The 26,443-nt window shown below is 73.3% G+C and carries 20 protein-coding genes; 3 read left to right on the forward strand and 17 right to left on the reverse strand.

What is annotated here, in order from left to right:
- Window positions 1-8: 8 nt before the first annotated feature.
- Window positions 9-1,832, reverse strand: a complete 1,824-nt coding sequence (locus ACGH2B_RS06360; RefSeq protein ID WP_399085361.1) for a dihydroxyacetone kinase family protein — start codon at window positions 1,830-1,832, stop codon at window positions 9-11.
- Window positions 1,833-2,097: 265 nt separating this feature from the next.
- Here ACGH2B_RS06360 and ACGH2B_RS06365 point away from each other — a divergent pair, with 265 nt between their 5' ends.
- Window positions 2,098-3,390 (forward strand): MFS transporter, encoded by a 1,293-nt coding sequence (locus ACGH2B_RS06365; RefSeq protein ID WP_399085363.1) that lies wholly within the window; start codon window positions 2,098-2,100, stop codon window positions 3,388-3,390.
- Between the two features lie 69 nt (window positions 3,391-3,459).
- Here the strand turns inward: ACGH2B_RS06365 and ACGH2B_RS06370 are convergent, their stop codons facing one another.
- The 3 genes from ACGH2B_RS06370 to ACGH2B_RS06380 form a co-directional block, all read right to left on the reverse strand.
- On the reverse strand, window positions 3,460-3,663 hold the full coding sequence (locus tag ACGH2B_RS06370) for an acyl-CoA carboxylase epsilon subunit (RefSeq protein WP_399085366.1): 204 nt from the start codon (window positions 3,661-3,663) through the stop codon (window positions 3,460-3,462).
- 61 nt (window positions 3,664-3,724) lie between these two features.
- Window positions 3,725-5,308, reverse strand: coding sequence for an acyl-CoA carboxylase subunit beta (locus tag ACGH2B_RS06375; protein ID WP_399085369.1), 1,584 nt, complete (start codon window positions 5,306-5,308; stop codon window positions 3,725-3,727).
- A gap of 208 nt (window positions 5,309-5,516) precedes the next feature.
- Window positions 5,517-7,964: a polysaccharide lyase 8 family protein gene (locus ACGH2B_RS06380; protein WP_399085372.1), complete on the reverse strand. Its 2,448-nt coding sequence runs from the start codon at window positions 7,962-7,964 to the stop codon at window positions 5,517-5,519.
- A gap of 337 nt (window positions 7,965-8,301) precedes the next feature.
- Here ACGH2B_RS06380 and ACGH2B_RS06385 point away from each other — a divergent pair, with 337 nt between their 5' ends.
- The gene (locus tag ACGH2B_RS06385; protein WP_399085375.1) at window positions 8,302-8,913 is read left to right on the forward strand and encodes a YceI family protein; all 612 of its coding nucleotides are present in this window, start codon (window positions 8,302-8,304) and stop codon (window positions 8,911-8,913) included.
- A gap of 83 nt (window positions 8,914-8,996) precedes the next feature.
- On the opposite strand, the gene cimA is transcribed toward ACGH2B_RS06385, so the two are convergent.
- The 8 genes from cimA to ACGH2B_RS06425 all read right to left on the reverse strand — a co-directional run bounded on the left by cimA (window position 8,997) and on the right by ACGH2B_RS06425 (window position 19,488).
- Window positions 8,997-10,652, reverse strand: coding sequence for a citramalate synthase (gene cimA / locus ACGH2B_RS06390; RefSeq protein ID WP_399085378.1), 1,656 nt, complete (start codon window positions 10,650-10,652; stop codon window positions 8,997-8,999).
- Window positions 10,653-11,172: 520 nt separating this feature from the next.
- Window positions 11,173-12,486 (reverse strand): MFS transporter, encoded by a 1,314-nt coding sequence (locus tag ACGH2B_RS06395; RefSeq protein WP_399085381.1) that lies wholly within the window; start codon window positions 12,484-12,486, stop codon window positions 11,173-11,175.
- 130 nt (window positions 12,487-12,616) lie between these two features.
- Window positions 12,617-13,228: a TetR/AcrR family transcriptional regulator gene (locus ACGH2B_RS06400; protein WP_399085384.1), complete on the reverse strand. Its 612-nt coding sequence runs from the start codon at window positions 13,226-13,228 to the stop codon at window positions 12,617-12,619.
- A 75-nt stretch (window positions 13,229-13,303) separates the two neighbouring features.
- The gene (locus ACGH2B_RS06405; protein WP_399085387.1) at window positions 13,304-14,344 is read right to left on the reverse strand and encodes an agmatine/peptidylarginine deiminase; all 1,041 of its coding nucleotides are present in this window, start codon (window positions 14,342-14,344) and stop codon (window positions 13,304-13,306) included.
- A gap of 74 nt (window positions 14,345-14,418) precedes the next feature.
- Complete coding sequence (locus tag ACGH2B_RS06410) at window positions 14,419-16,110, reverse strand: urease subunit alpha (RefSeq protein ID WP_399085390.1); 1,692 nt, start codon at window positions 16,108-16,110, stop codon at window positions 14,419-14,421.
- Entirely contained in the window at window positions 16,107-16,796 is a 690-nt protein-coding gene (gene ureA, locus ACGH2B_RS06415; protein ID WP_399085392.1) for an urease subunit gamma, read from the reverse strand. Before ureA ends, ACGH2B_RS06410 begins: the two co-directional genes overlap by 4 nt.
- A 213-nt stretch (window positions 16,797-17,009) precedes the next feature.
- The gene (locus ACGH2B_RS06420) at window positions 17,010-18,095 is read right to left on the reverse strand and encodes a branched-chain amino acid aminotransferase (RefSeq protein WP_399085395.1); all 1,086 of its coding nucleotides are present in this window, start codon (window positions 18,093-18,095) and stop codon (window positions 17,010-17,012) included.
- Window positions 18,096-18,447: 352 nt separating this feature from the next.
- The gene (locus ACGH2B_RS06425; RefSeq protein WP_399085398.1) at window positions 18,448-19,488 is read right to left on the reverse strand and encodes a 3-isopropylmalate dehydrogenase; all 1,041 of its coding nucleotides are present in this window, start codon (window positions 19,486-19,488) and stop codon (window positions 18,448-18,450) included.
- Window positions 19,489-19,617: 129 nt separating this feature from the next.
- On the opposite strand from ACGH2B_RS06425, the gene ACGH2B_RS06430 reads away from it, so the two are divergent.
- Window positions 19,618-21,222: a purple acid phosphatase family protein gene (locus ACGH2B_RS06430; RefSeq protein WP_399085401.1), complete on the forward strand. Its 1,605-nt coding sequence runs from the start codon at window positions 19,618-19,620 to the stop codon at window positions 21,220-21,222.
- Window positions 21,223-21,229: 7 nt separating this feature from the next.
- Here the strand turns inward: ACGH2B_RS06430 and ACGH2B_RS06435 are convergent, their stop codons facing one another.
- The 5 genes from ACGH2B_RS06435 to pruA form a co-directional block, all read right to left on the reverse strand.
- Window positions 21,230-22,270: an NAD(P)-dependent alcohol dehydrogenase gene (locus ACGH2B_RS06435; protein WP_399085404.1), complete on the reverse strand. Its 1,041-nt coding sequence runs from the start codon at window positions 22,268-22,270 to the stop codon at window positions 21,230-21,232.
- 73 nt (window positions 22,271-22,343) lie between these two features.
- Window positions 22,344-23,123 (reverse strand): SDR family NAD(P)-dependent oxidoreductase, encoded by a 780-nt coding sequence (locus tag ACGH2B_RS06440; RefSeq protein WP_399085407.1) that lies wholly within the window; start codon window positions 23,121-23,123, stop codon window positions 22,344-22,346.
- A gap of 39 nt (window positions 23,124-23,162) precedes the next feature.
- Window positions 23,163-23,864, reverse strand: coding sequence for a TetR/AcrR family transcriptional regulator (locus tag ACGH2B_RS06445; protein ID WP_399085410.1), 702 nt, complete (start codon window positions 23,862-23,864; stop codon window positions 23,163-23,165).
- Between the two features lie 138 nt (window positions 23,865-24,002).
- Window positions 24,003-24,134: a hypothetical protein gene (locus ACGH2B_RS06450; RefSeq protein ID WP_399085413.1), complete on the reverse strand. Its 132-nt coding sequence runs from the start codon at window positions 24,132-24,134 to the stop codon at window positions 24,003-24,005.
- A 595-nt stretch (window positions 24,135-24,729) separates the two neighbouring features.
- On the reverse strand, window positions 24,730-26,361 hold the full coding sequence (pruA, locus tag ACGH2B_RS06455) for an L-glutamate gamma-semialdehyde dehydrogenase (RefSeq protein ID WP_399085416.1): 1,632 nt from the start codon (window positions 26,359-26,361) through the stop codon (window positions 24,730-24,732).
- Window positions 26,362-26,443: the final 82 nt, after the last annotated feature.

The following is a 26,443-nucleotide window of genomic DNA, read 5'->3' on the forward strand; positions in this document are numbered from 1 at the left end:
GTGGGCGGTCAGTCGTGCAGGGTCTCGCCGACGGCGGTGAGGAGCAGGGCGAGGGAGGTGGCGCCGGCGTCGGGGTGGCCGTGGCCGAGGTCGCCCATGCGGGCGGCGCGGCCGCGGGCGGGGACGAGGTCGGCGGTCGCGGCGGCGGCGCGGGTGGCGGCCTCGGCGGCGGCGCGCCAGGACTTGGCGGGGCCGTCGGCGGTGTGGTCGCGCAGGTGGCGGCGGAACGGGTCGAGGGCGTCGAGGAGGGTCTTCTCGCCGACGCGGGCGCCGCCGAGTTCGGTGACGGCGCGTTGGGCGGCGTCGGCGGCGTCGGCGAACAGCGCGGTGGTGCAGGTGTTCTCGGGTGCCCGGGTCAGGACGGCGCCGGTCTCGGCGAGGAGGGCGCCGTAGAGCGCGCCGGAGGCGCCGCCGGACGCGTCGGCGAGGGCGAGTCCGGCGCTGAGCAGGGCGGCGCCGGCGGTACGCGGTGAGGCCGGGCCGGTCTCGGTGGCGCGGGCGGCGGCGACGGCGGCGCGCAGTCCGCGGACGATGCCGATGCCGTGGTCGCCGTCCCCGGCGACGGCGTCGAGGCGGCCCAACTCGTCCTCCTGGGCGGCGACGGCGTCGAGAGCGGCCTGGAGGGCGGCGGTGGCGGGGAGGTCGGGGGCGTCGGGCGCGGGGACGGGCAGATCGGCCGCGTACGGTGCGTCCCCGGTGGCCGGGCCGGACGCGGTCCGGGCGGCCGGGACCCGCGCGGTGTCCGTCGCCGCCGTACCGTCCGTCCGGTCGTCGTCGGCGGGGGCGTGCTCGCCCGGCAGGCTGCGGAAGGCGGGGGTGTCGCAGGGGGCGTCGTAGAGGGCGGTGAGTTCGTCGTCGAGGACCATCAGGGAGAGGGAGACGCCGGCCATGTCGAAGGAGGTGACGAACTCGCCCACCTCGGGGCGGTACGGCTGGAGTCCGGCGGCCCGCAGGCGGCGGTTGACCTGGCGGTAGACGACGAACATCTCCTCGTACTTGGTGCTGCCGAGGCCGTTGAGGAGGACGGCGACGCGGCCGGTGGCTCCGGCGGGCCGGGGCAGGTCGGCGAGGAGATTGTCGACGAGGGCGTCGGCGAGTTCGGGGGCGCTCAGGCCGTGGGTGGTGCGCAGTCCCGGCTCGCCGTGGATGCCCATGCCGAGTTCGGTGGTGCCGGGGGCGACGGTGAAGAGGGGTTCCGCGGCGCCGGGCAGGGTGCAGCCGGCGAAGGCGGCGCCGAAGGTGCGGGTCATCGCGTTGGCGCGGGCGGCGAGGCGGGCGACGGTGTCGAGGTCGTCGCCGCGGTCGGCGGAGGCCCCGGCGATCTTGAAGACGAAGAAGTCGCCGGCGACGCCGCGGCGGTCGCGGGACGGGTCGATCTCCTGGCCCTCGACGGGCGGCGGGCCGCTGGCGACGTCGTCGGTGACGAGGACGGTGCGGACGTCGGTGCCCTCGGCCGCGAGGCGGCGGGCGGCGAGGCCGAAGTGCATGACGTCGCCCGCGTAGTTGCCGTAGGTCATCAGGACGCCGGCGCCGCCGTCGGCCGCGCGGGCGGTGCGGTAGACCTGTTCGGCGCTGGGGCTGGCGAAGACGTCGCCGATGGCGGCGGCGTCGGCGAGTCCGGGGCCGACGAGTCCGGCGAAGGCCGGGTAGTGGCCGGAGCCGCCTCCGATGACGACGGCCACCTTGCCGGGGCGGGGTGCGTGCCGTCCGACGACGCCGAAGGCGCCCGGTACCCGGCGGACGGTGCGGGCGTAGGCGTCGGCGAGACCCTCCAGCCAGTCCTCGCGGAAGGTCTCGGCGTGGTGGCCCGGGCCGGCGGGGGTGGTGGTCATCAGGGGCACACTCCTTTGTTTCGTCCCTGTTTGATTTAACACCTACATCACAGACTCGTCATCCCTCACCCCGGAAATCACCAGGTGCGCTGTGAGAATGACCGCCCAAAATCCCTTGCATCACATCTTGCATGTGAAGTTCTCAGGATTGATGATGCTCGCATCGTGCGCGCCGCCCGGCGGCGCCCCGGCCGGATGAAGCGACCCGGCCCCTTGCCCCGAACCCGGCCGCCGCGCGGCGGCAACCGCCCCACGGAGGCGTGACATGGCACCACCCACCCTTTTCGACCGGATCGGCATCCCGAAGCCGCTGGTCTTCGGCTACCTCGGCGTTCTGCTGTTCATGGTGGGCGACGGCGTCGAGTCCGGCTTCATCGCGCCGTTCATGGCGGACCACGGCGCCGGGACCGAGGTGCACGCCTCCTACGTGATCACCGCGTACGGCGTGACCGTCATGCTCGCCTCCTGGCTCTCCGGTGCGCTGTCGGACCTGTGGGGACCGCGGCGCGTGATGCAACTGGGCCTCGCGGTGTGGGTCGTCTTCGACGTCCTCTTCCTCACGCTCGCGATCGGCCCGCAGAACTACCCGCTGATGCTCGTCTTCTACGGTCTGCGGGGCTTCGGCTACCCGCTCTTCGCCTTCGGATTCCTGGTCTGGATCACCGCGACCGCCCCGAAGGCGCGGATGGGCACCGCCGTGGGCTGGTTCTACGTCGCCTTCACCGGCGGGCTGCCGACGCTCGGTTCGCTCGTCGCGGGCGTGACCAATCCGCTCTTCGGCCACCTGGGCACGCTGTGGGTGGCGCTGGCGATCATCGCGGTCGGCGGGGCGTTCTGTCTGCTGGGGGTGCGCGAGCGCACCGGTTTCGCGCGGCTGGCGCCGCCGGAGGTGCGGCCGGTGCAGTCGCTGCTCTCCAGCCTCTCCATCGCCTGGACGCACCCGAAGGTGGCCGTCGGCTGTGTGGTGCGCGTCATCAACACCGCGCCGGAGTTCGGCTTCCTGGTCTTCCTGCCGACGTTCTTCGCCAAGGAGCTGCACTTCGGCGAGGGCCGCTGGCTGACGCTGCTCGCCGTCATCTACGGCACCAACGTCTTCTGCAACCTGCTCTTCGGGGTGATCGGCGACAAGATCGGCTGGCGGAAGACGATCGCGTCGTTCGGCGGTATCGGCTGTGCGATCACCACGCTGGCGCTGTACTTCGTCCCGAAGGCGGTCGGCAGCAACTACACCGTCGCGCTCGTCGTCGGCATGCTCTACGGCGTGACGCTCGCCGGGTTCGTCTCCATCTCGGCGCTGATCCCGGCGCTCGCCCCCGACAACAAGGGCGGGGCGATGGCGCTGCTCAACCTCGGTGCGGGCGGCGCCGCGTTCGTCGGACCGGCGATCGTCAGCGTCTTCCTGGAGCCGCTGGGCCCGTCCGGCGTCGTCATCATCTTCGCCGCGCTGTACGTCGTCTCGGCGCTGCTGACGCTGTATCTGAAGACGCCGGAGGAGGAGAAGGCCGCCGCCGGTGCCGCCGCCGGGCCGGACACCGCGCCGGAGCCGGTGCGCGCCTGAGCCTTCCCGGATACGCCTCGGGCCCCGCACCGGTGGACGGTGCGGGGCCCGAGGCGTGTGCGCGGGGTGTCAGCGCTGCCAACTGGTGGCGCCGTGGAAGCCGTACTGGCGCTCCAGGCGGCGCCAGCGCGCGGCGGTGGCGCGGGGGCGGGCCGGGGCGGCGGGCCGGTGGGCGGCGCGGGCCAGGAGGACGGCGGTCAGGGCGGCCAGCTCCTCTTCGCTGGCCTCGCCCTTCTCCACGCGGATCGCATCGGCCGGGGCTGCGGGGTTCATCTCTTCGTCTCCGTGATCTTCGTTGTCTGCGTGCGGTGCTCGCCGGTGGGCCGGGGTGCGGCTACTGCGGCGGGTTGCCGTGCTTGCGGGCGGGCAGGTCCGCGTGCTTGGTGCGCAGCATCTCCAGCGAGCGGATGAGGGTGTGGCGCGTCTCGGCCGGGTCGATGACGTCGTCCACCAGGCCGCGCTCGGCGGCGTAGTAGGGGTGCATCAGCTCGGACTTGTACTCCTTGACCATCCGCGCGCGCATCGCCTCGGGGTCCTCGGCGTCGGCGATCTGGCGGCGGAAGATGACGCCGGCGGCGCCTTCCGCGCCCATGACGGCGATCTCGTTGGTCGGCCAGGCGTAGGTGAGGTCCGCGCCGATGGACTGCGAGTCCATGACGATGTACGCGCCGCCGTACGCCTTGCGCAGCACGATCGAGATGCGCGGCACGGTGGCGTTGCAGTACGCGTAGAGCAGCTTGGCGCCGTGGCGGATGATGCCGCCGTGCTCCTGGTCGACGCCGGGCAGGAAGCCGGGGACGTCCAGCAGCGTGACGATCGGGATGTTGAAGGCGTCGCAGAGCTGCACGAAGCGGGCGGCCTTCTCGGACGCCTCGATGTCGAGGACGCCGGCGAGCGACTGCGGCTGGTTGGCGACGAGGCCGACGACCCGGCCGTCGAGCCGCGCCAGCGCGCAGATGATGTTGGTGGCCCAGCGCTCGTGGATCTCCAGGTACTCGCCGTCGTCGACGATCTCCTCGATGACCTTGCGCATGTCGTACGGGCGGTTGCCGTCCGCGGGGACCAGGTCGAGGAGGGCGTCGCCGCTGCGGTCGGCGGGGTCCTCGCACTCGACGGCCGGCGGGTTCTCGCGGTTGTTGGCCGGGAGCAGCGAGAGGAGGTAGCGGACCTCTTCGAGGCAGGTGGCCTCGTCGTCGTAGGCGAAGTGCGCCACACCGGAGGTCTCGGCGTGGACGTCGGCGCCGCCCAGACCGTTCTGGGTGATCTCCTCGCCGGTCACCGCGCGGACGACGTCCGGGCCGGTGATGAACATCTGCGAGGTGTCGCGGACCATGAAGACGAAGTCGGTCAGCGCCGGGCTGTAGGCGGCGCCGCCCGCGCAGGGGCCGAGCATCACGGAGATCTGCGGGATGACGCCGGACGCCTTGGTGTTGCGCTGGAAGATGCCGCCGTAGCCGGCGAGCGCGGAGACGCCCTCCTGGATACGGGCGCCGGCGCCGTCGTTGAGCGAGACCAGCGGCGCGCCCGCCTGGATCGCCATGTCCATGATCTTGTGGATCTTGGTGGCGTGCGCCTCACCGAGGGCGCCGCCGAAGATCCGGAAGTCGTGGGCGTAGACGAAGACCGTCCGGCCGTGGACCGTGCCCCAGCCGGTGATCACACCATCGGTGTAGGGCTTCTTCGCCTCCAGGCCGAAACCGGTCGCCCGGTGCCGGCGCAGCGGCTCCACCTCGTTGAACGAACCCTCGTCGAGCAGCAGCTCGATCCGCTCGCGTGCGGTCAGCTTGCCCTTCGCCCGCTGGGCCTCGGTCGCCCGCTCGCTGGGGCCTCGGTACGCCTGCTCGCGGATCGCGTGCAACTCGGCGACGCGCCCGCGGGCGTCGGTCGCGCCCGCGGGCACCTCTTCGACAGTGGTCATGCATCGACGGTACGTGGGCGAGGCCCCGGGCGCCGATGTCAGTTTCGTACAACGTCGGATGCGATTTGGTGGGCAAGCAGTACAGAAGCCTCCTGTACGTGAGGTCGGCCCGCTGCTCCGTTCGGGTGGAGTGTGGGCCGTGTGCTGTATGGGGCCGACAAATCCGCGGGCGGGTGCAAAGGGCCCCGCCGCGCGGTGTCCGCGCCGGTCAGCGCAGTGTGACGGTGGCCGCGTGGGTGGCGCAGACGGTGCCCGGGGTGAGCCGCAGGCGCAAGGCGCGGCCGGTGGCGAGCACCTGGAAGCCGGGGTCGTGGTACGGCACGGCGGCGGTCGGCCGGTCCCAGACGATCTCCACCGGAGTGCCGGTCCGTTCGGGCGCGGCGGCGTGCAGGGTGGCGGTGTGCGGACCGGTGCGGCGGACCAGGACGCCGACCGGGCCGTCGGCGGTGAGCGGTCCGGCGGTGCCCGGGGAGAAGAAGTTGGCGGCGGTCAGGCCGAGCGCGGGGACGGTGACGGCCTGCCGGTCGGCGGTGTGGGCGAGGACGGTGAGCCACCGGGGGTCGGCGGCGCGGGCGGCGACCGCGCGGGCCGGGGCGCCGGGCATCAGCAGATACAGGTAGCGGGCGCCGTCCGGGTCGGTGCCGTGGTCGTGCCAGAGGGTGAGGTAGCGGCGGGTGAGCGGGGCGGGGTCGGAGCCGGTGTTGATGTCGTGCCAGGAGCCGGTGCGGTCCTCGCGGAGGGTGTGCAGCGCGGCGCCGCCGGGGAAGACGTAGCCGCCGTGTCCGGCGAGGTGGGCCCAGCGGGCGGCGGGGAAGGTGCGGGCGGCGCCGGGGCCGGTGGGCTGCGGTCGGCCGTCGACGGTGAGCGGGGCGCGGCTCGCGGCGCCGAGGGCGCGGTTGTCGACGATCGTCTCGACGCGGGCGCCGTCGCGGGCGGTGATCCCGGCGCCGAGGCAGATGACGGTGTCGTCGAGGAAGAACCACGACTTGCGGGCGGTGAGGGTTACGCCGAGGCCGCGCAGGTGCTGGCCGACGGCGGCGTAGGTGCCGTCGGTGGTGCCGCCGACCCAGCGGACGTCGGGGCGGGGTTTGCCGAAGGCGCCGCCCTCGTTGTCGGCGAGGCGCTTGGTGGAGACGGTGGTGCCGGGCAGCCGGTAGGGGTCGACGGTGGGCCAGTAGGCGTCGGTGTACTGCGCGCCGCCGCTCTCCCCGGCCCACCAGGAGAGCATGCCGGCGCCGGTGTGCCAGCCGTGCGGGTTCTCGCCGTTGCCGTTCTCGTAGTGGGCGATGCGGTCGGAGGCCATGGCGAGCCCGGCGGTCCAGCCGGGGCGGCGGTGGACGGCGCGGTCCATGGCGGGGAAGAGGCGGTGGCCGGGCGGCTCGGGGGCGGGTGCGGCGGGGCCGTCGGCGACGGCGGCGAGGCGGGCGAGGTCGGCGACGGGGTACTGGCGGTCGGTGCGGACCGGCAGCACCCGGTCGCGGACGATATGGCCCTTGACCAGGGCGTGCCAGCGGTCGCGGTCGGCCGGTGACGCGCTCTGGGCGAGGAGGGTGACGGCGGCGAGGAGGGCGTGCCCGTGGTAGTGGTCGCTGCGCGGGACGCGGCGGTCGTCGGTGAGCAGCGCGCCGCGGCTGACGGCCCGTCCGCTGACCATGTCCATCATCAGCCCGTCGTGGAGCAGCGGCGCGTAGGCGTGGGTGACGCTGGCGAGGACGGTGCGGCGGGCCGGGTCGGTGACCTCCCACGCGGTGCCGCCGAGCAGGGCGAACAGCCGCCCGATGCCGTCGAGGAGGACGTAGCCGTAGGTGCCGGAGTAGGCGACGGCGGTGTGCTGGAGGAAGGAGCCGTCGGCGTACAGCCCGTCGCCGTGGGTGACGTAGGGGAAGACCGGGGAGAGGGCGTCGCGGGCGAGGGCGATCTTGGCGGGGGCGCGGCCGAGGACGCCGCGGAGGGCGACGACGCGGCAGAGGTCGACGCGGTTGGCGCCGGTGCTGGTGCCGGTGTACGCGCCGAGCATCGTGTCCGGGACGAAGTGGTCGACGGCGGCGAGGTGGCGGGCGCGTTCGTCGTCGGGGAGCGGGCCGCCGGGCAGGTGGGTGTCGAGGATCGCGAGGGTGTCGAGGAGTTGCTGGGGGCTGCCGATCTGCCACTCCCACCAGTTGCCGTAGCGGTCGGCGCCGGAGTGGTAGACGGCTCTCTCCAGGTGGTCGAGGCCGGTCAGGACGGCGTCGGCGAGGGCGGCGTCGCCGGTGAGTCCGGTGCCGGGCTGGGCGTACGCCTCGGCCATGGTGTGCAGCCGGGTGTAGCTGCGGGTGATCCCGGCGGGCGGGTCGAAGGGCTGGTCGGGCCAGAGCGAGGCGGCGGCGGGCCGCATGGCGGCGGCGAACCGTCCGGCCAGCCCACCGGTCTCGCGCAGCGCGCGGACGTACGGCTCGGCGGCCGGGTCGTAGCCGGTGCCGAGGATCAGCTCCGACCAGCGGCGGGACAGGGCGGTGAAGAGGTCGTCCCCGCCGGGGCCGGGGGGCCTCCCGGACGGTGCGGCGGGGGCGGCGGATCCCGGCTCCGCCGTGGCGGGGGCGGCGGCGCCGAGGGCGGCCGCTCCGGCGGCGGTGGCGGTGAGGAAGGCGCGGCGGGACCAGGCGGAGGGGTGCGGCACGGTCGTTCCTCTCGGGGGCGGCGGGCGCGCGGCGGGCCCGAGTGCGTACAACCGGCTCGCGGCGCGGCGCAGTTGACGGGTGGAGCGCCGGTGTAGCACGGGGCGACGGAGACAGCAAGAACGCCATGAAACGGGAGGTAACGGGCGGGGCGAGCGGGAAGGAAGAGGCGAGGCAGGCACCCCGCGCCCCACCCCGGACCCGGCCCCGCACCCCGGGCTCGCGCCCCCACCCCGGACCCCCGCATCCACACCCCCGGACCCAAGATGTTGAAAGTTGAACAAGACCGGGCTAGAGTCATTCTCGTTGAACGTTAAACAACTTCTTGGAGGAGGAGCCATGGCTCTGTTCACCCGCAAGCGCGCCGAAGCCCCCGCCGCCCCCGCCCTCGTCACGGCGGACCCGGCACTCGCCGCGCTGACCGGCGACTACACCATCGACCCGGCCCACAGCAGCATCGGTTTCGCGGTGCGCCACGCCATGGTCACCAACGTCCGCGGCACGTTCGGCGCGTACGAGGGGCGGCTGCACCTCGACGGCTCGGAGCCGGGCCGTTCCACCGCGGCGCTGGACATCCGGACGGAGAGCGTCGACACCGGCATCGCCGACCGCGACGCCCATCTGCGCGGCGGGGACTTCTTCGACTCCGCGGCGTTCGGGCTGATGACCTTCCGCTCCACCGCCGTCGAGCAGAGTGCCGCCGACCGCTTCCGCGTCACCGGCGACCTGACGATCAAGGACGTCACCCGGCCGCTCACCCTCGACCTGGAGTTCCAGGGCTCCGCCACCGACGTCTACGGCGCCGAGCGCGTCGGCTTCGAGGGCGCCACCGAGATCCTGCGCTCCGAGTGGGGCCTGACCTGGAACGCCGCGCTGGAGGCCGGCGGCGTGATGGTCAGCGACAAGGTCAAGCTCACCTTCGACATCTCCGCGGTGAGGAACGCCGCCTGAACCACCGCTCCCCCGCACACCACGGCCCCGCGCGGCCCCTCCTCCGAGGGCCGGACGCGGGGCCGCGGCGCGGGTGCGGCGGGTTACTCCTGCGGCTCCACCCCGGCGCGCAGCAGCCCGTACGCGTAGGCGTCGTCGAGCGCCTGCCACGAGGCGGCGATGACGTTCTCGGCGACGCCGACCGTGGACCACTCACCGTTGCCGTCGGTGGAGGAGATCAGCACGCGGGTGATCGAGCCGGTGCCCTGACGGCCCTCCAGGATGCGGACCTTGTAGTCGACCAGCTCGATCCGGGCGAGCTGCGGGTAGATCCGCTCCAGACCGACGCGGAGCGCCCGGTCCAGGGCGTTGACCGGGCCGTTGCCCTCGGCGGTGGCGACGATCCGCTCGCCCTTCGCCCACAGCTTCACCGTCGCCTCGTTGGCGTGCGAGCCGTCCGGGCGGTCCTCGACGATCGCCCGCCAGGACTCGGTACGGAAGAACCGCGCGGCCCTCCCCCGCGCCCCGCCGCGCGCCAGTTCGTCGCGGAGCAGCAGCTCGAAGGAGGCGTCGGCGGCTTCGTAGGTGTAGCCCGCCAGTTCGCGTTCCTTGACCCGCTCGACGACCCGGCCGACCAGCTCCCGGTCGCCGCCGAGGTCGATGCCCAGCTCCTTGCCCTTCAGCTCGATCGAGGCGCGGCCGGCCATGTCGGAGACGAGCATCCGCATGGTGTTGCCGACCAGCGCCGGGTCGATGTGCTGGTAGAGGTCCGGGTCGACCTTGATCGCGGAGGCGTGGAGTCCGGCCTTGTGCGCGAACGCCGAGACACCGACGTACGGCTGGTGGGTGCCGGGCGTGAGGTTGACGACCTCGGCGACGGCGTGCGAGATCCGGGTGGTCTCGGCGAGCTTGCCGGGCGGCAGCACCGCGCGGCCGTACTTCAGCTCCAGCGCGGCGACGACGGGGAAGAGGTTGGAGTTGCCGACCCGTTCGCCGTAGCCGTTGGCGGTGCACTGGACGTGGGTGGCGCCGGCGTCCACCGCGGCGAGGGTGTTGGCGACGGCGCAGCCGGTGTCGTCCTGGGCGTGGATGCCCAGGCGCGCGCCGGTGTCGGCGAGGACGGTACGGACGACGGCGGCGACCTGCGCGGGCAGCATGCCGCCGTTGGTGTCGCAGAGGACGACGACGTCCGCGCCCGCCTCGCTCGCGGTCTTGACGACCTGCTTGGCGTAGGCGGCGTCCAGGGCGTAGCCGTCGAAGAAGTGCTCGCAGTCGAGGAAGACCCGGCGGCCCTGCGCGCGCAGGTACCGGACGGTGTCCGCGACCATCGCGAGGTTCTCCTCGGGCGTGGTGCGCAGCGCCAGTTCGACATGGCCGAGGTGGGACTTGGCGACCAGGGTGACGACCGGGGCACCGGACTCCAGGAGCGCGGCGACCTGCGGGTCGTCCTCGACACGGACCCCGGCCTTGCGGGTGGCGCCGAACGCGACGAGCTGGGCGTGGCGGAAGTCGATCTCCGCGCGGGCGCGCTGGAAGAACTCGGTGTCGCGGGGGTTGGCGCCGGGCCAGCCGCCCTCGATGAAGCCGACGCCGTAGTCGTCCAGGTGGCGGGCGAGGGTGAGCTTGTCGGCGACGGTGAGGTTGATGCCCTCGCGCTGGGCGCCGTCGCGCAGCGTGGTGTCGAAGACGTGGAAGTCGTCGGGGACCGCGCCCGCGGGGCGGGGTCCGGGTGACGCCGGGGCTGAGGGTGCGTCCGTCATGCTGGTCTGGCTCCTGTCGGGATCTCGGTCTACCGGAATGACCGGCTCCACCGCCCCTCCATGTTCCCTCGCGCTCCGCCTTCCGGGCCGGGTGGGGCCGGAAACGAAAAAACCCCTCGCGGGTGCGAGAGGTCTGCGCGCGGGTCTGGGACGACGAGGGCCGCGCCGTACACGGTAGGTACGGGGCGGTCACTGCGGACCGGCGCGCCTGCTGCCAATAATCATGGCGAACGAGAGCACGGGGGCAGTTTTGCACGAGGCGGGCGGCGCGGGGTAAGCGGTCTCACGATGCGGGCGCGGGGCGGGCCGCTTCGCACGGGACGGGCGTCGGCGCCCTCCGTGTACCGCGGTCCGGCGGCGGCCCGGGGAGGGGGCCGCCGCCGGCCGGCCGACGGCGTGGGGCCGGCTCGGGGGGACCGGCCCCGGTGGCGTCGGGGCAGGGCGTCCGCCGGTCAGGGTCCGTACGGGCGCCGTGGCGCGGGGCGGGCCGGACGGCTGGCGTCCGGCCCGGTGGGGCGGGTCAGGCGGGGGCGGTGACCGGCTCGCCGTCCGCGTCGTCCTTGCCGACGCGGTGCAGGTCGATGGTGCGGGTCTCGCGCATCGTCAGGTAGACGACGAGGGAGACCGCGGCGCACCCGGCGACGTACCAGTAGAAGCCGGACTCCCGGCCGGCGTTCTTGAACCAGAGGGCGACGTACTCCGCGGTGCCGCCGAAGAGGGCGTTGGCGATGGCGTACGGCAGGGCGACGCCGAGGGCGCGGATACCGGTGGGGAACAGCTCGGCCTTCACACAGGCGTTGATGGAGGTGTAGCCGGTGACGATGACCAGCGCGAGCAGCGAGAGGCCGAGCGCCGGCCAGAAGGAACCGGCGTGCCGCAGCAGCGTCATGATCGGCACGGTCAGGAACGTCGAGCCGACCGCGAAGGTGATCAGCAGCGGGCGGCGGCCGATCCGGTCGGAGAGCCACCCGGCGGCCGGCTGCAGGCACATGAAGAGGAACAGCGCGCAGAAACTCACCAGCGACGCCGTGGACTTCTCCATCCCGGCGCTGCCCGAGAGGTACTTGGTGAGGTACGTCGTGTACGTGTAGTACGCCACGGTGCCGCCCATGGTCAGCGCGATGACGAGGAACGCCTCCCGCTTGTGGGCCAGCAGCGCCTTGAGGGTGCCGCGGTCGGGGTCGGCCGCGGCGTCCTCGTCGGCGGCGTAGACCTCGGTCTCCAGCATGTTGCGGCGCAGGTAGAAGACGATGGCGGCGCCGAGCGCGCCGATGATGAACGGGATCCGCCAGGCCCAACTGTGCAGCGCCGCCTCCGACATGGTGCGCTGGAGGACGATCTGGAGGCCGAGGCCGAGGAGCTGGCCGGCGGTCATCGACACGTACTGGAAGCTGGAGGCGAAGCCGCGGCGGCCGGGGGCGGACGCCTCGGTGAGGTAGGTGGCGCTGGCCGCGTACTCGCCGCCGACGGAGAGGCCCTGGAGCATCCGGGCGAGCAGCAGGACGGCGACGCCGCCGTAGCCGGCGGTGGCGTAGGTGGGGGCCACCGCGATGAGGATGGCGGAGGCGGACATCAGGGTGACGGTCAAGGTGAGCGCCGCCTTGCGGCCCTTGCGGTCACCGACCCGGCCGAGCACCCAGCCGCCGACGGGGCGCAGGAAGAAACCGACCGCGAAGATGCCCATGGTGTTCATGAGGTTGGCGGTGTCGTTCCCCTTGGGGAAGAACGCGTCCGCGAAGTACACCGCGAAGCTCGCGTACACGAACCAGTCGAACCACTCGACCATGTTCCCGGCCGAGCCGACCCAGATCTTCTTCCACTGTTCTGACCCCATAGCCGATCACGGTCGCCGACCGGCGGCCGCTCGGCAAGAGCGGCGGCCGCAACGATCCCGCGTACTTGAGTGCGTTGTGGTCACGGGCGCGGGGCGGCCGGACGGGCCGGGCGGCGCGGGGCCGCGGCCGTCACTCCGGGGTCAGCGCCTCGTCGAGGAATTCGGCGACGTGCGCGCGGACGGTGGCGAGGCCGGTGCCCGGCAGGCCGACGACGAGGTGGGTGGCGAAGCCGTCGAGGAGGGCGCGGATCCGGGTGGCGAGGCGTTCGGCGTCGACGGGGCGGAAGGTGCCGTCGGAGACGCCTTCGACGAGGAGGGCGACGAGGTCGCGGTGCCAGGCCAGTTCGAGGTCGAGCTGACGCTCGCGGGCCGCGTCGTCGGCGGTACGGGTGCGGTTCCAGACCTCCAGCCAGAGCGTCCAGCGCGGGTCGCCCGGGCCGTCGGGGAGGTAGAGGTCCACGAGCGCGTCGAGGCGGTCGCGGACCGGGACGCGGCGGGCGAGGGCGGCGCGGCGTTCGGCGCCGAGCTGTTCCTCGCTCCAGCCCAGGGTCTGGAGCAGCAGCTCGTCCTTGGTGCCGAAGTAGTACAGGATGTGGCCGCTGCTCATGCCGACCTCGCGGCCCAGCCCCGCCATCGTCAGGCCCGCGAGGCCCCGGGCGGCGATGGTGGCCATCGCGGCGGCGAGGACCTGTTCGCGGGGTCGGCTGAGCCGGCGCCGGGGGCGGCGGGCGGCGTCGGACACGGGGGCCTCCGGGGTCGGCGGGGTGACGGAAGGACCCTAAGGGACGGCGGCGGTACGCCGTCCCCGCGGCGTCGGTCAGGGGCGCGGCTGCTGCTGGGTGATGCAGTGGATGCCGCCGCCCGCCGCGAAGATGGTGCGGGCGTCGACGAGGGTGACGGTGCGGTCGGGGAAGAGGCGCCGGAAGAGGGCGGCGGCCTCCTCGTCGCGCGGGTCGTCGAAGGCGCAGAGGACGACGCCGTCGTTGCAGAGGTAGTGGTTGAGGTAGGAGTGGTCGACGAGCGCGCCGTCCTCCTCGATGACGGTCGGCGCGTCGACCTCGATGACCTCCAGGCGGCGCCCGCGGGCGTCGGTTGCGGCGCGCAGCAGCTCGGCGATCTCCTTGCCGACGGCGTGGTCGGGGTGGGCCGGGTCGGGCTGGCTGTGGACGAGGACGGTGCCGGGGCGGGCGAACGCGGCGACGATGTCGACATGGCCGCGGGTGCCGAACCGGCCGTAGTCGGCGGTCAGTCCGCGCGGCAGCCAGATCGCCTTCGTGGTGCCGAGGTGGGCGTGGATCTCCGCCTCGGCGTCCGCCTTCGTACGGCCGGGGTTGCGGCCGGGGTCGAGCTGCACGGTCTCGGTGAGCAGGACGGTGCCCTCCCCGTCGACGTGCAGCCCGCCGCCCTCGTTGACCAGCGACGACGCGTACGTACGGGCGCCGGCCAGGTCCGCTACGCGGGCGCCGATCTTCGCGTCGTGCTCCCAGCGGGCCCAGTCCTGGGCGCCCCAGCCGTTGAAGATCCAGTCGGTGGCGGCGAGGCGGCCCGCGCCGTCGGTGAGGAAGGTGGGGCCGATGTCGCGCATCCAGGCGTCGTCCAGCTCCGCCTCGGTGACGTCGATGTCCGGGCCGAGCAGGGCGCGGGCGCCGGGGGCGGCGGCGGGCGCGGCGACGACGGTGACCGGTTCGAAGCGGCGTACGGCGCGGGCCACCTCGGCCCAGGCGCGGCGCGCGTCGCGGAGCGTGTCGCCTCCCTCCTCGCCGAAGGTGGCGTTGGCGCCGGGCCAGGCCATCCAGGTGCGCTCGTGCGGCGCCCACTCCGGGGGCATGCGGAAGCCGTCGGCGGCGGGGGTGTTCATACGGGGTCCTCGGTGTTCGGGGGCGGGCGGTGCCTCACGGGCGGGCGCCGGGGCGCGGCGTCCGCCCCGGCGGCTCACAGGAAGTACAGGCGGGACAGGGAGACGGACTCGGCCGGGTCGGAGCGCATCGCCTCGCCGTCGAGGGTGACGAGGCCGGAGCCGGCGTCGACCTGCACCTGGCCGATCCGGGAGTTGCGGACGAGGTCGGCGGGGCCGATGCCGCGGGTGCCGCGGACGGCGACCCGGCGGCGGCGGGTGGGCAGATGGTCGCCGCCCGCCTCGGCCGCGGCGGCGGAGACGAAGGCGACGGACAGCTCCGCGGGCGCGGCGCCGTGCGCGCCGAACTGCGGGCCCAGGACGAGCGGTTCGCAGGTGTCGGTGGCGGCGTTCGGGTCGCCGGTGACGCCGTACGCGGGGAAGCCGGACTTCAGGACGAGCTGCGGTTTGGCGCCGAAGAACCGCGGCTGCCAGAGCACGATGTCCGCCATCTTGCCGGTCTCGATCGACCCGATCTCGTGCGCCAGACCGTGGGCGATGGCGGGGTTGAGGGTCAGTTTGGCGAGGTAGCGCAGGACGCGGGCGTTGTCGTCGTGCGGTCCGTCGCCGTCGAGGGGGCCCAGTTCCGCCTTCATCTTCCCGGCCATCGCGAAGGTGCGGCGGACGGTCTCCCCGGCGCGGCCCATGCCCTGCGCGTCGGAGGAGGTGATGCCGATCGCGCCGAGGTCGTGGAGGACGTCCTCGGCGCCCATCGTCCCGGCGCGGATGCGGTCGCGGGCCATGGCGGCGTCGCCGGGCAGGTCGGTCTTGAGGTCGTGGACCGAGACGATCATGCCGTAGTGCTCGGCGACGGCGTCCCGCCCGAACGGGAGGGTGGGGTTGGTGGAGGAGCCGATGACGTTCGGGACGCCCGCCATCTTCAGGACGTTGGGGACGTGCCCGCCGCCGCAGCCCTCGATGTGGAAGGCGTGGATGGTGCGGCCCTCCAGGACGGCGAGGGTGTCCTCGACGGAGAGGCATTCGTTCAGCCCGTCGCTGTGCAGCGCCACCTGCACGTCGTGTTCCTCGGCGACGCGCAGCGCGGTGTCCAGGGCGCGGGTGTGGGCGCCCATGTCCTCGTGGACCTTGAACCCGCAGGCGCCGCCCTCGGCCAGCGCCTCGACCAGCGGTGCCGCGCCGGAGGACGAACCGCGGCCCAGGAAGCCGATGTTGACCGGCCAGGCGTCGAACGCGCCGAACGCCCGGCCCAGCGCCCACGGCGAGTTGACGCCGACGCCCCAGACCGGCCCGAACTCCTGGCCGATGATGGTGGTGACGCCGGAGGCGAGGGAGGCTTCCATCACCCGCGGCGAGAGCAGGTGGACGTGGGTGTCGACGGCACCGGCGGTGGCGATCAGCCCCTCGCCGGAGACGATGGTGGTGCCGGTGCCGACGACGACGTCCACCCCGTCGAGGGTGTCCGGGTTCCCGGCCCGTCCGACGGCGGCGATCCGCCCCTCGCGGATGCCGATGGACACCTTGCGGACGCCCTGGACGGCGTCGATGACCAGGACGTTGCTGATCACGATGTCGCAGGTGTCGCGGACGGCGGCGGCCTTGAGGTGGAGTCCGTCGCGGGCGGTCTTGCCGAAGCCGGCGAGGAATTCGTCGCCGGGCTTCTGGGCGTCGGAGGTGACGCGGACGACGAGCCCGGTGTCGCCGAGGACGACGCGGTCGCCGGCGCGCGGGCCGTGCACCGACGCGTACTCGTGGGGGTCCATGGCGGTCATCGCTGTCCTTCCGCTCCCAGGTAGCCGCAGGCCCGCGCCCGCCGCAGCGCTTCGTCCTTCGCCCCCGGCGCGTCCAGCGGCCCGTCGACGAGTCCGGCGAAGCCGATCGCGACGCGGTCGCCGCCGATCGGCACCAGCCCGACCTCGGCGGCGCCGCCGGGGTCGAACCGCACCGACGATCCGGCCGGGACGCAGAGCCGCATGCCGTAGGCGGCGGCGCGGTCGAAGTCCAGCCGGGGGTTGGCCTCGAAGAAGTGGAAGTGCGAGGTGACGCTGACCGGCACCGCGGCGGTGTTGCGGACGGTGAGCCGCAGCGCCGGTACGGGCTCCGGGTCCGCCGGGCCGGGCAGGACGGCGCCGGGCCCGTGCGGGTCGGGCACCGCGCCGCGGATCGGGTCGCTGACCACGGCGAGCCGGGACCCGTCGTCGAAGACCGCCTCGACGTGCACCTCGGTGACGACATCGGCGACGCCCGGCAGGACGTCGTCCGGCCCGAGGACGGAGCGCGCCGACTCGATGGCCTCGGCGAGGCGGCGGCCGTCGCGGGCCGCCTCGCAGACCGCGTCCGCGATCAGCGCGGTCGCCTCGGGGACGTTCAGCCGCACCCCGCGGGCCCGGCGTGCCCGCGCCAGCTCGGCGGCGCCGAACAGCAGCAGCCGGTCGCGTTCCGTCGGGGTCAGCCGCATCCTCACACCTCCAGCTCGATTTGAGCAGCACTCTAACTCCAGGTGGAGGCGATACGGAAGGGGCGCCCGCATGAGGCAGTGGTCACCCGGGAAATGGGGGCCGCCTGATTGATCAGCGTTCTAATGCCCCCTTGCGGAAGGTGCGCGGAAAACACGGAACGGGCCGCCACCCGTGCGGGGTGGCGGCCCGTTCGCGTACGCGGGCGGCGGAGGTCAGCCGAGGGGGTGCATCCAGCCGTGCGGGTCGGGGGCGGCGCCGGTCTGGATGTCCAGCAGCGCCTTGCGGAGCTTCATGGTCACCTCACCGGGCTGCCCGTCGGCGACGTCCCAGGCGCCGTCGGCGGACTTCACCGAACCGACCGGGGTGATCACGGCGGCGGTGCCGCAGGCGAAGACCTCGGTGAGCGAACCGTCGGCGGCGCCCGCCTTCCAGTCCTCCACGCTGATCCGTCCCTCGGCGACCTCGTACCCCAGGTCGGCGGCGATGGTCAGCAGCGAGGCGCGGGTGATGCCGGGCAGCAGCGAGCCGGTCAGCTCCGGGGTGACGATGCGGTCGCCGAAGACGAAGTAGAGGTTCATGCCCCCCATCTCCTCGATCCAGCGGCGCTCGATCGCGTCCAGCCAGACGACCTGGTCACAGCCCTGCTCGGCGGCCTGGGCCTGGGCGACCAGCGAGGCGGCGTAGTTGCCGCCGGTCTTGGCGGCGCCGGTGCCGCCGGGCACCGCGCGGACGTACTCCTTCGACAGCCACACCGACACCGGCTTCACGCCACCGGGGAAGTAGGCGCCCGCCGGGGAGGCGATGATGAGGAACATGTACTCGTTGGCGGGCCGGACGCCCAGCCCGACCTCGGTCGCGATCATGAACGGCCGCAGGTAGAGCGACTCCTCACCGGAGGCGGGCACCCACGCCTTGTCCTGGGCGACCAGCGCGTCACAGGCGGCGATGAACGTCTCGACCGGCAGCTCGGGCATCCCCAGACGGCGCGCGGAGTCCTGGAAGCGGCGGGCGTTGGCGTCCGGCCGGAAAGTGGCCACGCTGCCGTCGGGGCGGCGGTACGCCTTCAGCCCCTCGAAGATCGTCTGCGCGTAGTGCAGGGTCATGTTCGCCGGGTCCATGGAGAGCGGCGCGTACGGCACGAGCTGGGCGTCGTGCCAGCCGCGGCCCTCCGTCCACCGGATCGTCACCATGTGATCGGTGAAGTGCCGGCCGAAGCCCGGGGCCGAAAGGATCCGCTCCCGCTCGGCGTCGGACAGCGGGTTCGCGGAGGGCTTGAGTTCGATCGTGGGCGTCGTCATGAATGTGTCCTTCGCTGCGTTTTCCGGAGCCGGGCGGCCCGGCGGGCGGGGCCGGGAGTGCTCGGGGTGCGGCACCGGTGCGGTTGGTACGGCCGCGCGACCCGGGCGCGGGGTGGTCCCTGTCGCCAGGGGCGCCTCGTCGTCGCGGCCGGCGGTCCATGTCCGATTATCGCTCGTGGGTGTCCGAGCGCGGAACGGGCGTGCGCGGGTCCGGTGGGCGGCACGCGCCGGTGCGGACCGGCCCGCCGGCCTGGAGGCCGGCGAACCGGTGGTACGTACACGGGAAATCAGAGACGAAAGCGCCGGGCCCTCGCGGCCCGGCGCTCCGTGGTGTGGCGATACGGCGCGGGCGTCAGCCCGCTACGCGTGCGGCGAGCGCGTCACCGATCTCGTCGGTGGTGCGGGCCGTGCCGTCGCGGGCCTCCAGGTCGGCGGCCACCGCCTCCTCGATCCGGACGGCCTCGGCGTCGTGGCCGAGGTGGCGCAGGAGCAGGGCGACCGAGAGGATCGTGGCGGTCGGGTCGGCCTTGCCGGTGCCGGCGATGTCCGGCGCGGAGCCGTGGACCGGCTCGAACATCGAGGGGAACTCACCGGTCGGGTTGATGTTCCCGGAGGCGGCGAGGCCGATGCCGCCGGTGACGGCCGCGGCGAGGTCGGTGAGGATGTCGCCGAAGAGGTTGTCGGTGACGATGACGTCGAACCGCTCGGGCTGCGTGACGAAGAAGATCGTCGCGGCGTCGACGTGCAGATAGTCGGTGGTGACCTCGGGGTACTCCGCGGCGACCTTGTCGAAGATCTTCTTCCACATGTGGCCGGCGTAGACCAGGACGTTGTTCTTGTGGACCAGCGTCAGCTTCTTGCGCGGCCGGGCGTTCGCCCGCTCGAACGCGTCACGGACGACCCGCTCCACGCCGTACGCGGTGTTGACGCTGACCTCGGTGGCGACCTCGGCCGGGGTGCCGGTGCGCAGGCTGCCGCCGTTGCCGGTGTACGGGCCCTCGGTGCCCTCGCGGACCACGACGAAGTCGATCTCGGGGCGTCCGGCGAGCGGCGTCGCGGTGTTCGGGAAGAGCTTCGACGGCCGCAGGTTCACGAAGTGGTCGAAGGCGAAGCGGAGCTTGAGCAGCAGTCCGCGCTCCAGCACACCGGAGGGGACGGACGGGTCGCCGATCGCGCCCAGGAGGATCGCGTCGTGCTCCTTGAGCGCCGCCAGCTCCTCGTCGGGGAGGGTGTCACCGGTCGCGTGCCAGCGCTTGGCACCAAGGTCGTACTCCTTGGTTTCCAGCTTGACGTCCTGCGGGAGGACGGCGGTCAGGACCTTGAGGCCCTGGGCCACGACCTCCTGGCCGATACCGTCACCGGGGATCACTGCGAGGCGAATGCTGCGAGACATGCCTGGACCCTACTCTTCGTCCCATCCGTTGACACGCACCGTCCGCCATACGGACAGATGGGGAGCCGGTCAGCCGCCGTTCACCTCCGCGACCCGCCGCGGACGGGTCGCGCTGGGACATTCGGCCCCATGACTGGAGACTCCCGGGAAAGCGCCCCCCAGCCCTCGCACCTGCCGCGCGTGGGAATTCCGGAACGGCTCGCGGCCCGGATGAACATGCCCGAGCAGCACGCGTACCTGCGGAGCAAGCTCACCCGCCGCGGTCTGCTGCGCTCCTCCGCGGTGACCACCGCCGCCGTCGCCGGCGGCGGACTGCTCACCGGCTCGGCGCACGCCGCGCCCACCGCCTCCCCCACGCTGCTCACCTCGCGCGCCGCCTCGCCGGTGGACGGTGCGCTGGTCGCCCCGTTCGCCCGCCACCTGGCGTTCGGCGCCGATCCGGCGACGCAGATGCGGGTCTCCTGGCAGGTGCCGTTCGCGGTGCGGCGGCCGTACCTGCGCGTCGGGCTCAAGCCCTGGGACCTGGGCCGCAAGATCCAGGCGGAGGTCCGCGACCTGCACACCCCGTCGCTGTCGGCGAAGCTGCCCGCCGTCGACCAGTTCTACCTGCACGCGGCGCTGGACGGGCTGCGCCCGGGCACCACGTACTACTACGGCGTCGGCCACGACGGCTTCGACCCGGCCGACGCGCGCCACTTCTCGACCGTCGGCACCTTCCGCACCGCCCCGGCGCGCGCCGAGCGGTTCGTCTTCACCGCCTTCGGCGACCAGGGCGTCAGCTACCACGCGCTCGCCAACGACCAGCTCATCCTGGGCCAGAACCCCGCCTTCCACCTGCACGCCGGCGACATCTGCTACGCCGACCCGGACGGCCAGGGCTCCGAGCACGACACCTACGACGCGCGGGTGTGGGATCAGTTCCTCGCCCAGACCGAGTCGGTGGCGAAGTCCGTGCCGTGGATGGTGACGACCGGCAACCACGACATGGAGGCGTGGTACTCCCCCAACGGCTACGGCGGCCAGAACGCCCGCTGGACCCTGCCGGGCAACGGCCCCGACCCCGAACAGGCGCCCGGCGTCTACTCCTTCACCTACGGCAACACCGCCGTCGTCGCCCTCGACGCCAACGACGTCTCGTACGAGATCCCGGCCAACCAGGGCTACACCGGCGGCCGCCAGACCCGCTGGCTCGACCGGCGCCTCGGCGAGCTGCGCGCCACCCCCGGCATCGACTTCGTCGTGGTCTTCTTCCACCACTGCGCGTACTCCACCACCAACGCCCACGCCTCCGACGGCGGTGTCCGCGACGCCTGGCTGCCGCTCTTCGAGAAGCACCGCGTCGACCTCGTCGTCAACGGCCACAACCACGTATACGAGCGCACCGACGCCCTCAAGGGCGGCCGGGTGACGAAGAAGATGCCCCCGGGCGAGCGGGTGGACCCGCGCCACGAGGGCATCGTCTACGTCACCGCCGGCGGCGCGGGCAGGGCGCTCTACGACTTCCCCGTCCCGGACAGCTACGAGGGACACACCAAGGACCTCGACCACGTGGACACCTACCACTGGACGAAGGACCGCACAAAGGCGAAGGAAGCCGCGGAGTGGTCGCGGGTGCGCTACACCGGCTTCTCGTTCCTCGCCGTCGAGGTCGTCCCCGGCCACCGGCCCACGATGAAGGTCACCGCGCTCGCCGAGTCCGGTGAGCGCATCGACCACTTCGAGGTGGTGCGCTGACCCCGGCTCAGCCCCGGGGGAGGATCACCGCCCGGCCGTTGATCCTCCCCTGGTGCAGCCGCTCGTAGACGAGCGGCGCCTCGTCGATGCCGTACGTCTCGGTGTGCACCGTGACCGCACCGGCGCGGGCCAGCGCCAGCACCTCCGCCAGCTCCGCGCGGCTGCCCCAGTACGGCGAGCAGACCGACACCTCGTACGCGGTGGTGCCGAAGCCGACCGGCAGCGCGCCGCCGCCCAGCCCCACGATCGTGACGTCCGCCTCCGGCGCGGCCATCGCCCCGGCAGCGGCGGCGGTCGGCGGCACCCCCACGAAGTCCAGCACCAACTGGGCGCCGAGCCCGCCGGTCCGCTCGCGGACCGCGGCGGCCGCGCGGTCGTCGGAGCGCACCGTCTCGTGCGCGCCGACCTCGCGGGCGAGCGCCAGCTTCTCCTCGGCGACGTCCAGCGCGATGACGTGCGCGGCGGTCATCGCCCGCAGCAGTTGGATCGCGACGTGCCCGAGCCCTCCGGCGCCGATGACCACCGCGGTCGAGCCCGGCACCAGCTTCGCCAGCGACCGCTTGACGGCGTGGTACGGCGTCAGTCCGGCGTCGGTCAGCGGCACCGCGGCGACCGGGTCGAGCCCGCCGAGCGGCACCAGATGGCGCGGGTCGTCGACCACCATGTACTCCGCCATGGCGCCGGGCGCGCCCAGTCCGGGCGGGAAGATGCCCAGTCCGGCGGCGCGGTGGCAGTAGTTCTCCCGGCCCTCGGCGCACGCCGCGCAGGTGCCGCAGCCCCACGGTCCGTAGACCGCGACCGGCTCGCCGACGGTGAGTCCGGTGACGCCCGCGCCCAGCGCGGCGACGGTGCCGACGCCCTCGTGCCCGAGGGTGAGCGGCAGCGGGAAGCGCAGCGCCTCGGCGGGCATCCCCATCACGGCGATGTCGGAGTGGCACACCCCGGCGGCGGTCACCTCCAGCAGCACCTGTCCCGGTCCCGGCTCGGGGTCGGGGACGGTGACGACCTGCGGCGCTCCGCCGACTTCACGGTATTGAACGGCCTTCATCCCACGCTCTTCTCTCGCTGTGTCCCGAAAGGTGCCCCCCGACGTCCCCCGGCTCCCCGAGCCGGCGCCGCGGTCAGCGCGCGGAGTACCCACCGTCCACGAGGTGGTAGCTGCCGTTGATGAACGACGCGCGGTCGGACAGCAGGAAGGCGGTCAGCTCGGCGACCTCCTCGGCGGTGCCCAGCCGCCCCGCGGGGTGCAGCGAGATCAGGTGCGCACGGCCCTCGGGGTCGGTGTGGGCCAGCAGCGGGGTGTCGATGAAGCCGGGCCCCGCGGCGTTGATCCGGATGCCGCGGTCGGCGTATTCGAGGGCGGCGGTCTTGGTGAGACCGACGACGCCGTGCTTGGCGGCGACGTACGCGGGCGATCCGGCGAAGCCGTTGGTCCCCAGGATCGAGGCCATGTTGACGATCGCGCCGCGCCCCGCGGCGGCCATCACCGGCAGCTCGTGCCGGAGTGAGTGGAAGACGCCGTTGAGGTTGGTGTCGATGACCTTGTGGTACGCGTCGACGTCGTACGCGCCGGTGGGCGCCGTCGGCCCGCTGATCCCCGCGTTGTTGACCGCCAGGTCGAGGCTGCCGTACGTCTCGACGGTGAAGCCGACGGCCGCGGCGACGGAGTCCGCGTCGGTGACGTCGACGGCGACGGCCGCGGCGCGGGCACCGTCCGCGGTCAGTTGCCCGGCGGCGGCGCGGGCCTTCGCCGCGTCGAAGTCGGCGAGGACGACGGCGGCGCCGCCGCGGACCAGGCGGCGGGCGACGGCCAGACCGATGCCGGAGGCACCGCCGGTGATCAGCGCCGCCTTCCCGGCGAACTCGTCGGCGACGACGGCGGGGGCGCTGTGCTGCTGCATGTGCTCAGATCCTTGGTGGACCGTGCCGGGCCCTGGTTCTCAGGGCTCCCGGCCGGGTCCTTCGTGGTGGTGCGGGAGCCGGTCGGGCTCCCCGGGGTGTGCCGCCGGAGCGGCGGGGGCGAGCGCGTCGGCCAGGGCGGCGAAGGCGCGCTCGACGAGTGCGGGCAGGGCGGCGAGTTCGCCGCCGCGGACCCAGGCGTGCTGGGCGGCGACCAGGGCCCCCGCCCCGGCGCCGACGAGTACCGCGGGCCGCAGATCGGTGGCCGGGTCGCAGCCCATCCGCGCGGCCAGGATCGCCACCGAGTCGTCCTGTGCGGCGACCCGGGCGTGCTGGAGCGCGGCGTAGAGCGTCGGCTCCCGCTCGGCGAGGGTGAGCAGGGCGAAGACGTGCGGCCGGCGGTGCCAGGCGGGGTGCGCGGGGTCGGTGACCCAGTGCCGGACGGCGGCGCGGTAGGCGGCGAGCGGCGGTTCGGCCGCGGGCCGGGCGCGCAGGGCGTCGTTGATGCGGTCGGCGTCGGCGCGGATGCAGTCGGCGACGGCCTCTTCCTTGCCGGTGAAGTAGCGGCTGAAGGTCCGCCGGGCGACGTCGGCGCGCTCGGCGATGTCCTCGACACCGACCTCCCGCAGCCCGCGGTCGAGCACCAGCTCCAGGGCGGCCTGCGCCAGCGCCTCCCGGGTCCGGCGCGACCTGCGCACCCGCCGGTCGTCCCGGGCCCCGCTCCCGCTCTCCTCCGCGCTCATATCACCACCGTACACCCGAGATGTCCCGTCGGGACATTTGTCCCGACGGGACAGGAAACGGCGGGACGTGGCCGGGTACAGGGCCACGCGGACGCGCGGCGGGGTGCGGCCGGAGCGGCCGCACCCCGCCGCGGGGGCTCAGTGCCCGGTCACGCCGCCGTTGTCGCGGCGGTCGAGGGCGCGCTGGAGGGCGGCCGCCGCGTTCTTACGGTCGGCCTCATCGGTACGGCGGGCGGAGTGACGGGTCCTGCGGACAGCGGTCTCGGCCATGATTCACGTCTCCAATGCCTAAGCCCCGAGAAACGGCCCGGAACGCCCGGGCGGAAAGGGTCACGTCGATCGGAAGGCCGGAAGGGCGGGAGCCCGGCACGGCAGGGGTCACCTGCCCTCACGCACGGGCCGCATCCGCCATCGCCCGATGGGAGCGATTCGTTCGGCTCCTACAACGCTAGGCGAGCGGTGCCGTGATGTCTGCACAATTACTTGGTCTTCCTACTATCTGAGACGGCGGGGGCGCGGAGGCCGGCCCGGATGCTTCCGCCGGCGCCCCCGCCGCCCCGCAGGCTCGTCAGAGGTCGGGCCACCGGTTCACACGGCCCGGTGAACGTGGTCCGTTCCGGCCTGCCCCTCACGGCCGCCGCCCTACGGTCGTGGCGTCGCTTGTGCCAAGGGTTTCGTGCTCGGCGGCGGGGTCACCGGTCCGCCGCGGGTCTCCTGACCGCCTCCGACCCACGCGAAGCGCCCCCGGCCGGTCGGGCCGAGGGCGCTTCGTGCGGCAGGAAACCGCGGGTCACCGGCGCACTGGGGGGAGGTCGCAGGCCGGTGACCACCGGGGTGTGCGGAGCACCACCCGGTGTTCGGGGGTTCAGCCCATGTGCGGGTAGCGGTAGTCCGTCGGGGCGACCATCGTCTCCTTGATGGCGCGCGGGGACATCCAGCGCAGCAGGTTGAACTTCGAGCCGGCCTTGTCGTTGGTGCCGGAGGCACGGCCGCCGCCGAAGGGCTGCTGACCGACGATGGAGCCGGTCGGGCGGTCGTTGATGTAGAAGTTGCCGGCCGCGAAGCGGAGCTTCTCGGAGACCTCGGCGACGACCTCCCGGTCCTTGGCGAGGACGGCGCCGGTCAGCGCGTAGGCCGACGCGGACTCCATCTGCTCGACCGTCTTGTCGAAGTCGGCGTCCTCGTAGACGTGGACGGCGATGATCGGGCCGAAGTACTCGGTCTTGAAGACCTCGTTCTCCGGGTCCGAGCAGGCGATGACGGTCGGACGGACGAAGTAGCCGACCGAGTCGTCGTAGGTGCCACCGGCGACGATCTCGCAGGTCGGGTCGGCCTTGGCGCGGTCGATGGCGGCCTTGTTCTTGGCGAACGAACGGTCGTCGATGACGGCGCCGATGAAGTTCGACAGGTCGGTGACGTCACCCATGCTGAGGCCGTCGACCTCGGCGACCAGCGCGTCCTTCAGACCGCCCTCCCAGGTGGAGCGGGCGACGTAGGCACGGGAGGCCGCGGAGCACTTCTGGCCCTGGTACTCGAAGGCGCCACGGGTGATGGCGGTCTTGAGGATCGCCGGGTCGGCGGTCGGGTGGGCGACGATGAAGTCCTTGCCGCCGGTCTCGCCGACCAGACGCGGGTAGGAGCGGTAGTTCGTGATGTTCTCGCCGACGGCCTTCCACAGGTACTGGAAGGTGGCGGTCGAGCCGGTGAAGTGGACGCCGGCCAGCTCCGGGTGCACCAGCGCGACCTCGGAGACCTCCTTGCCGTCACCGGTGACGAGGTTGATGACGCCCTTGGGCAGACCCGCCTCCTCCAGCAGCTCCATCAGCAGGATCGCCGAGTGGGTCTGCGTCGGGGACGGCTTCCACACGACGACGTTGCCCATGAGCGCCGGGGCGGTCGGCAGGTTGCCGGCGATGGCGGTGAAGTTGAAGGGCGTGATCGCGTAGACGAAGCCCTCCAGCGGGCGGTGGTCCAGACGGTTCCACACGCCGTTCGGCTGGATGGGGGGCTGCTCCTGGAGCAGTTCCCGGGCGAAGTGCACGTTGAAGCGCCAGAAGTCGACGAGCTCACAGGGCGCGTCGATCTCGGCCTGCTGGGCGGTCTTGGACTGGCCCAGCATCGTCGAGGCGGCGATGGTCTCGCGCCACGGGCCGGACAGCAGGTCGGCGGCCTTCAGCAGGATCGCGGCGCGGTCGTCGAAGGACATCGCGCGCCACGCCGGGGCGGCGGCCAGGGCGGCGTCGACGGCCTCCTGCGCGTCGGCCTTGGTGGCGTTCGCGTAGGTGCCGATGACGGCCTTGTGGTTGTGCGGCTGCACGACGTCGAAGCGCTCGCCGCCGCCCATCCGCTTGACGCCGTTGATGGTCATCGGCAGCTCGATGGGGTTACCGGCGAGCTCCTTGAGCTTGGCCTCCAGGCGCGCCCGCTCGGGGGAGCCGGGGGCGTAGCCGTGCACCGGCTCGTTGTACGGGGCGGGGACGTGGGTCACAGCGTCCATGACGGCCGTGTCTCCTTCGTTTCGACGTCGGTTTCAAACGTGGTGCGAGCGGCGCGGCCGCTGCGGGTGGGCGGCGCGGGCG

This window comes from Streptomyces sp. BBFR2 (genome assembly GCF_044497305.1).
Taxonomy (GTDB): domain Bacteria; phylum Actinomycetota; class Actinomycetes; order Streptomycetales; family Streptomycetaceae; genus Streptomyces.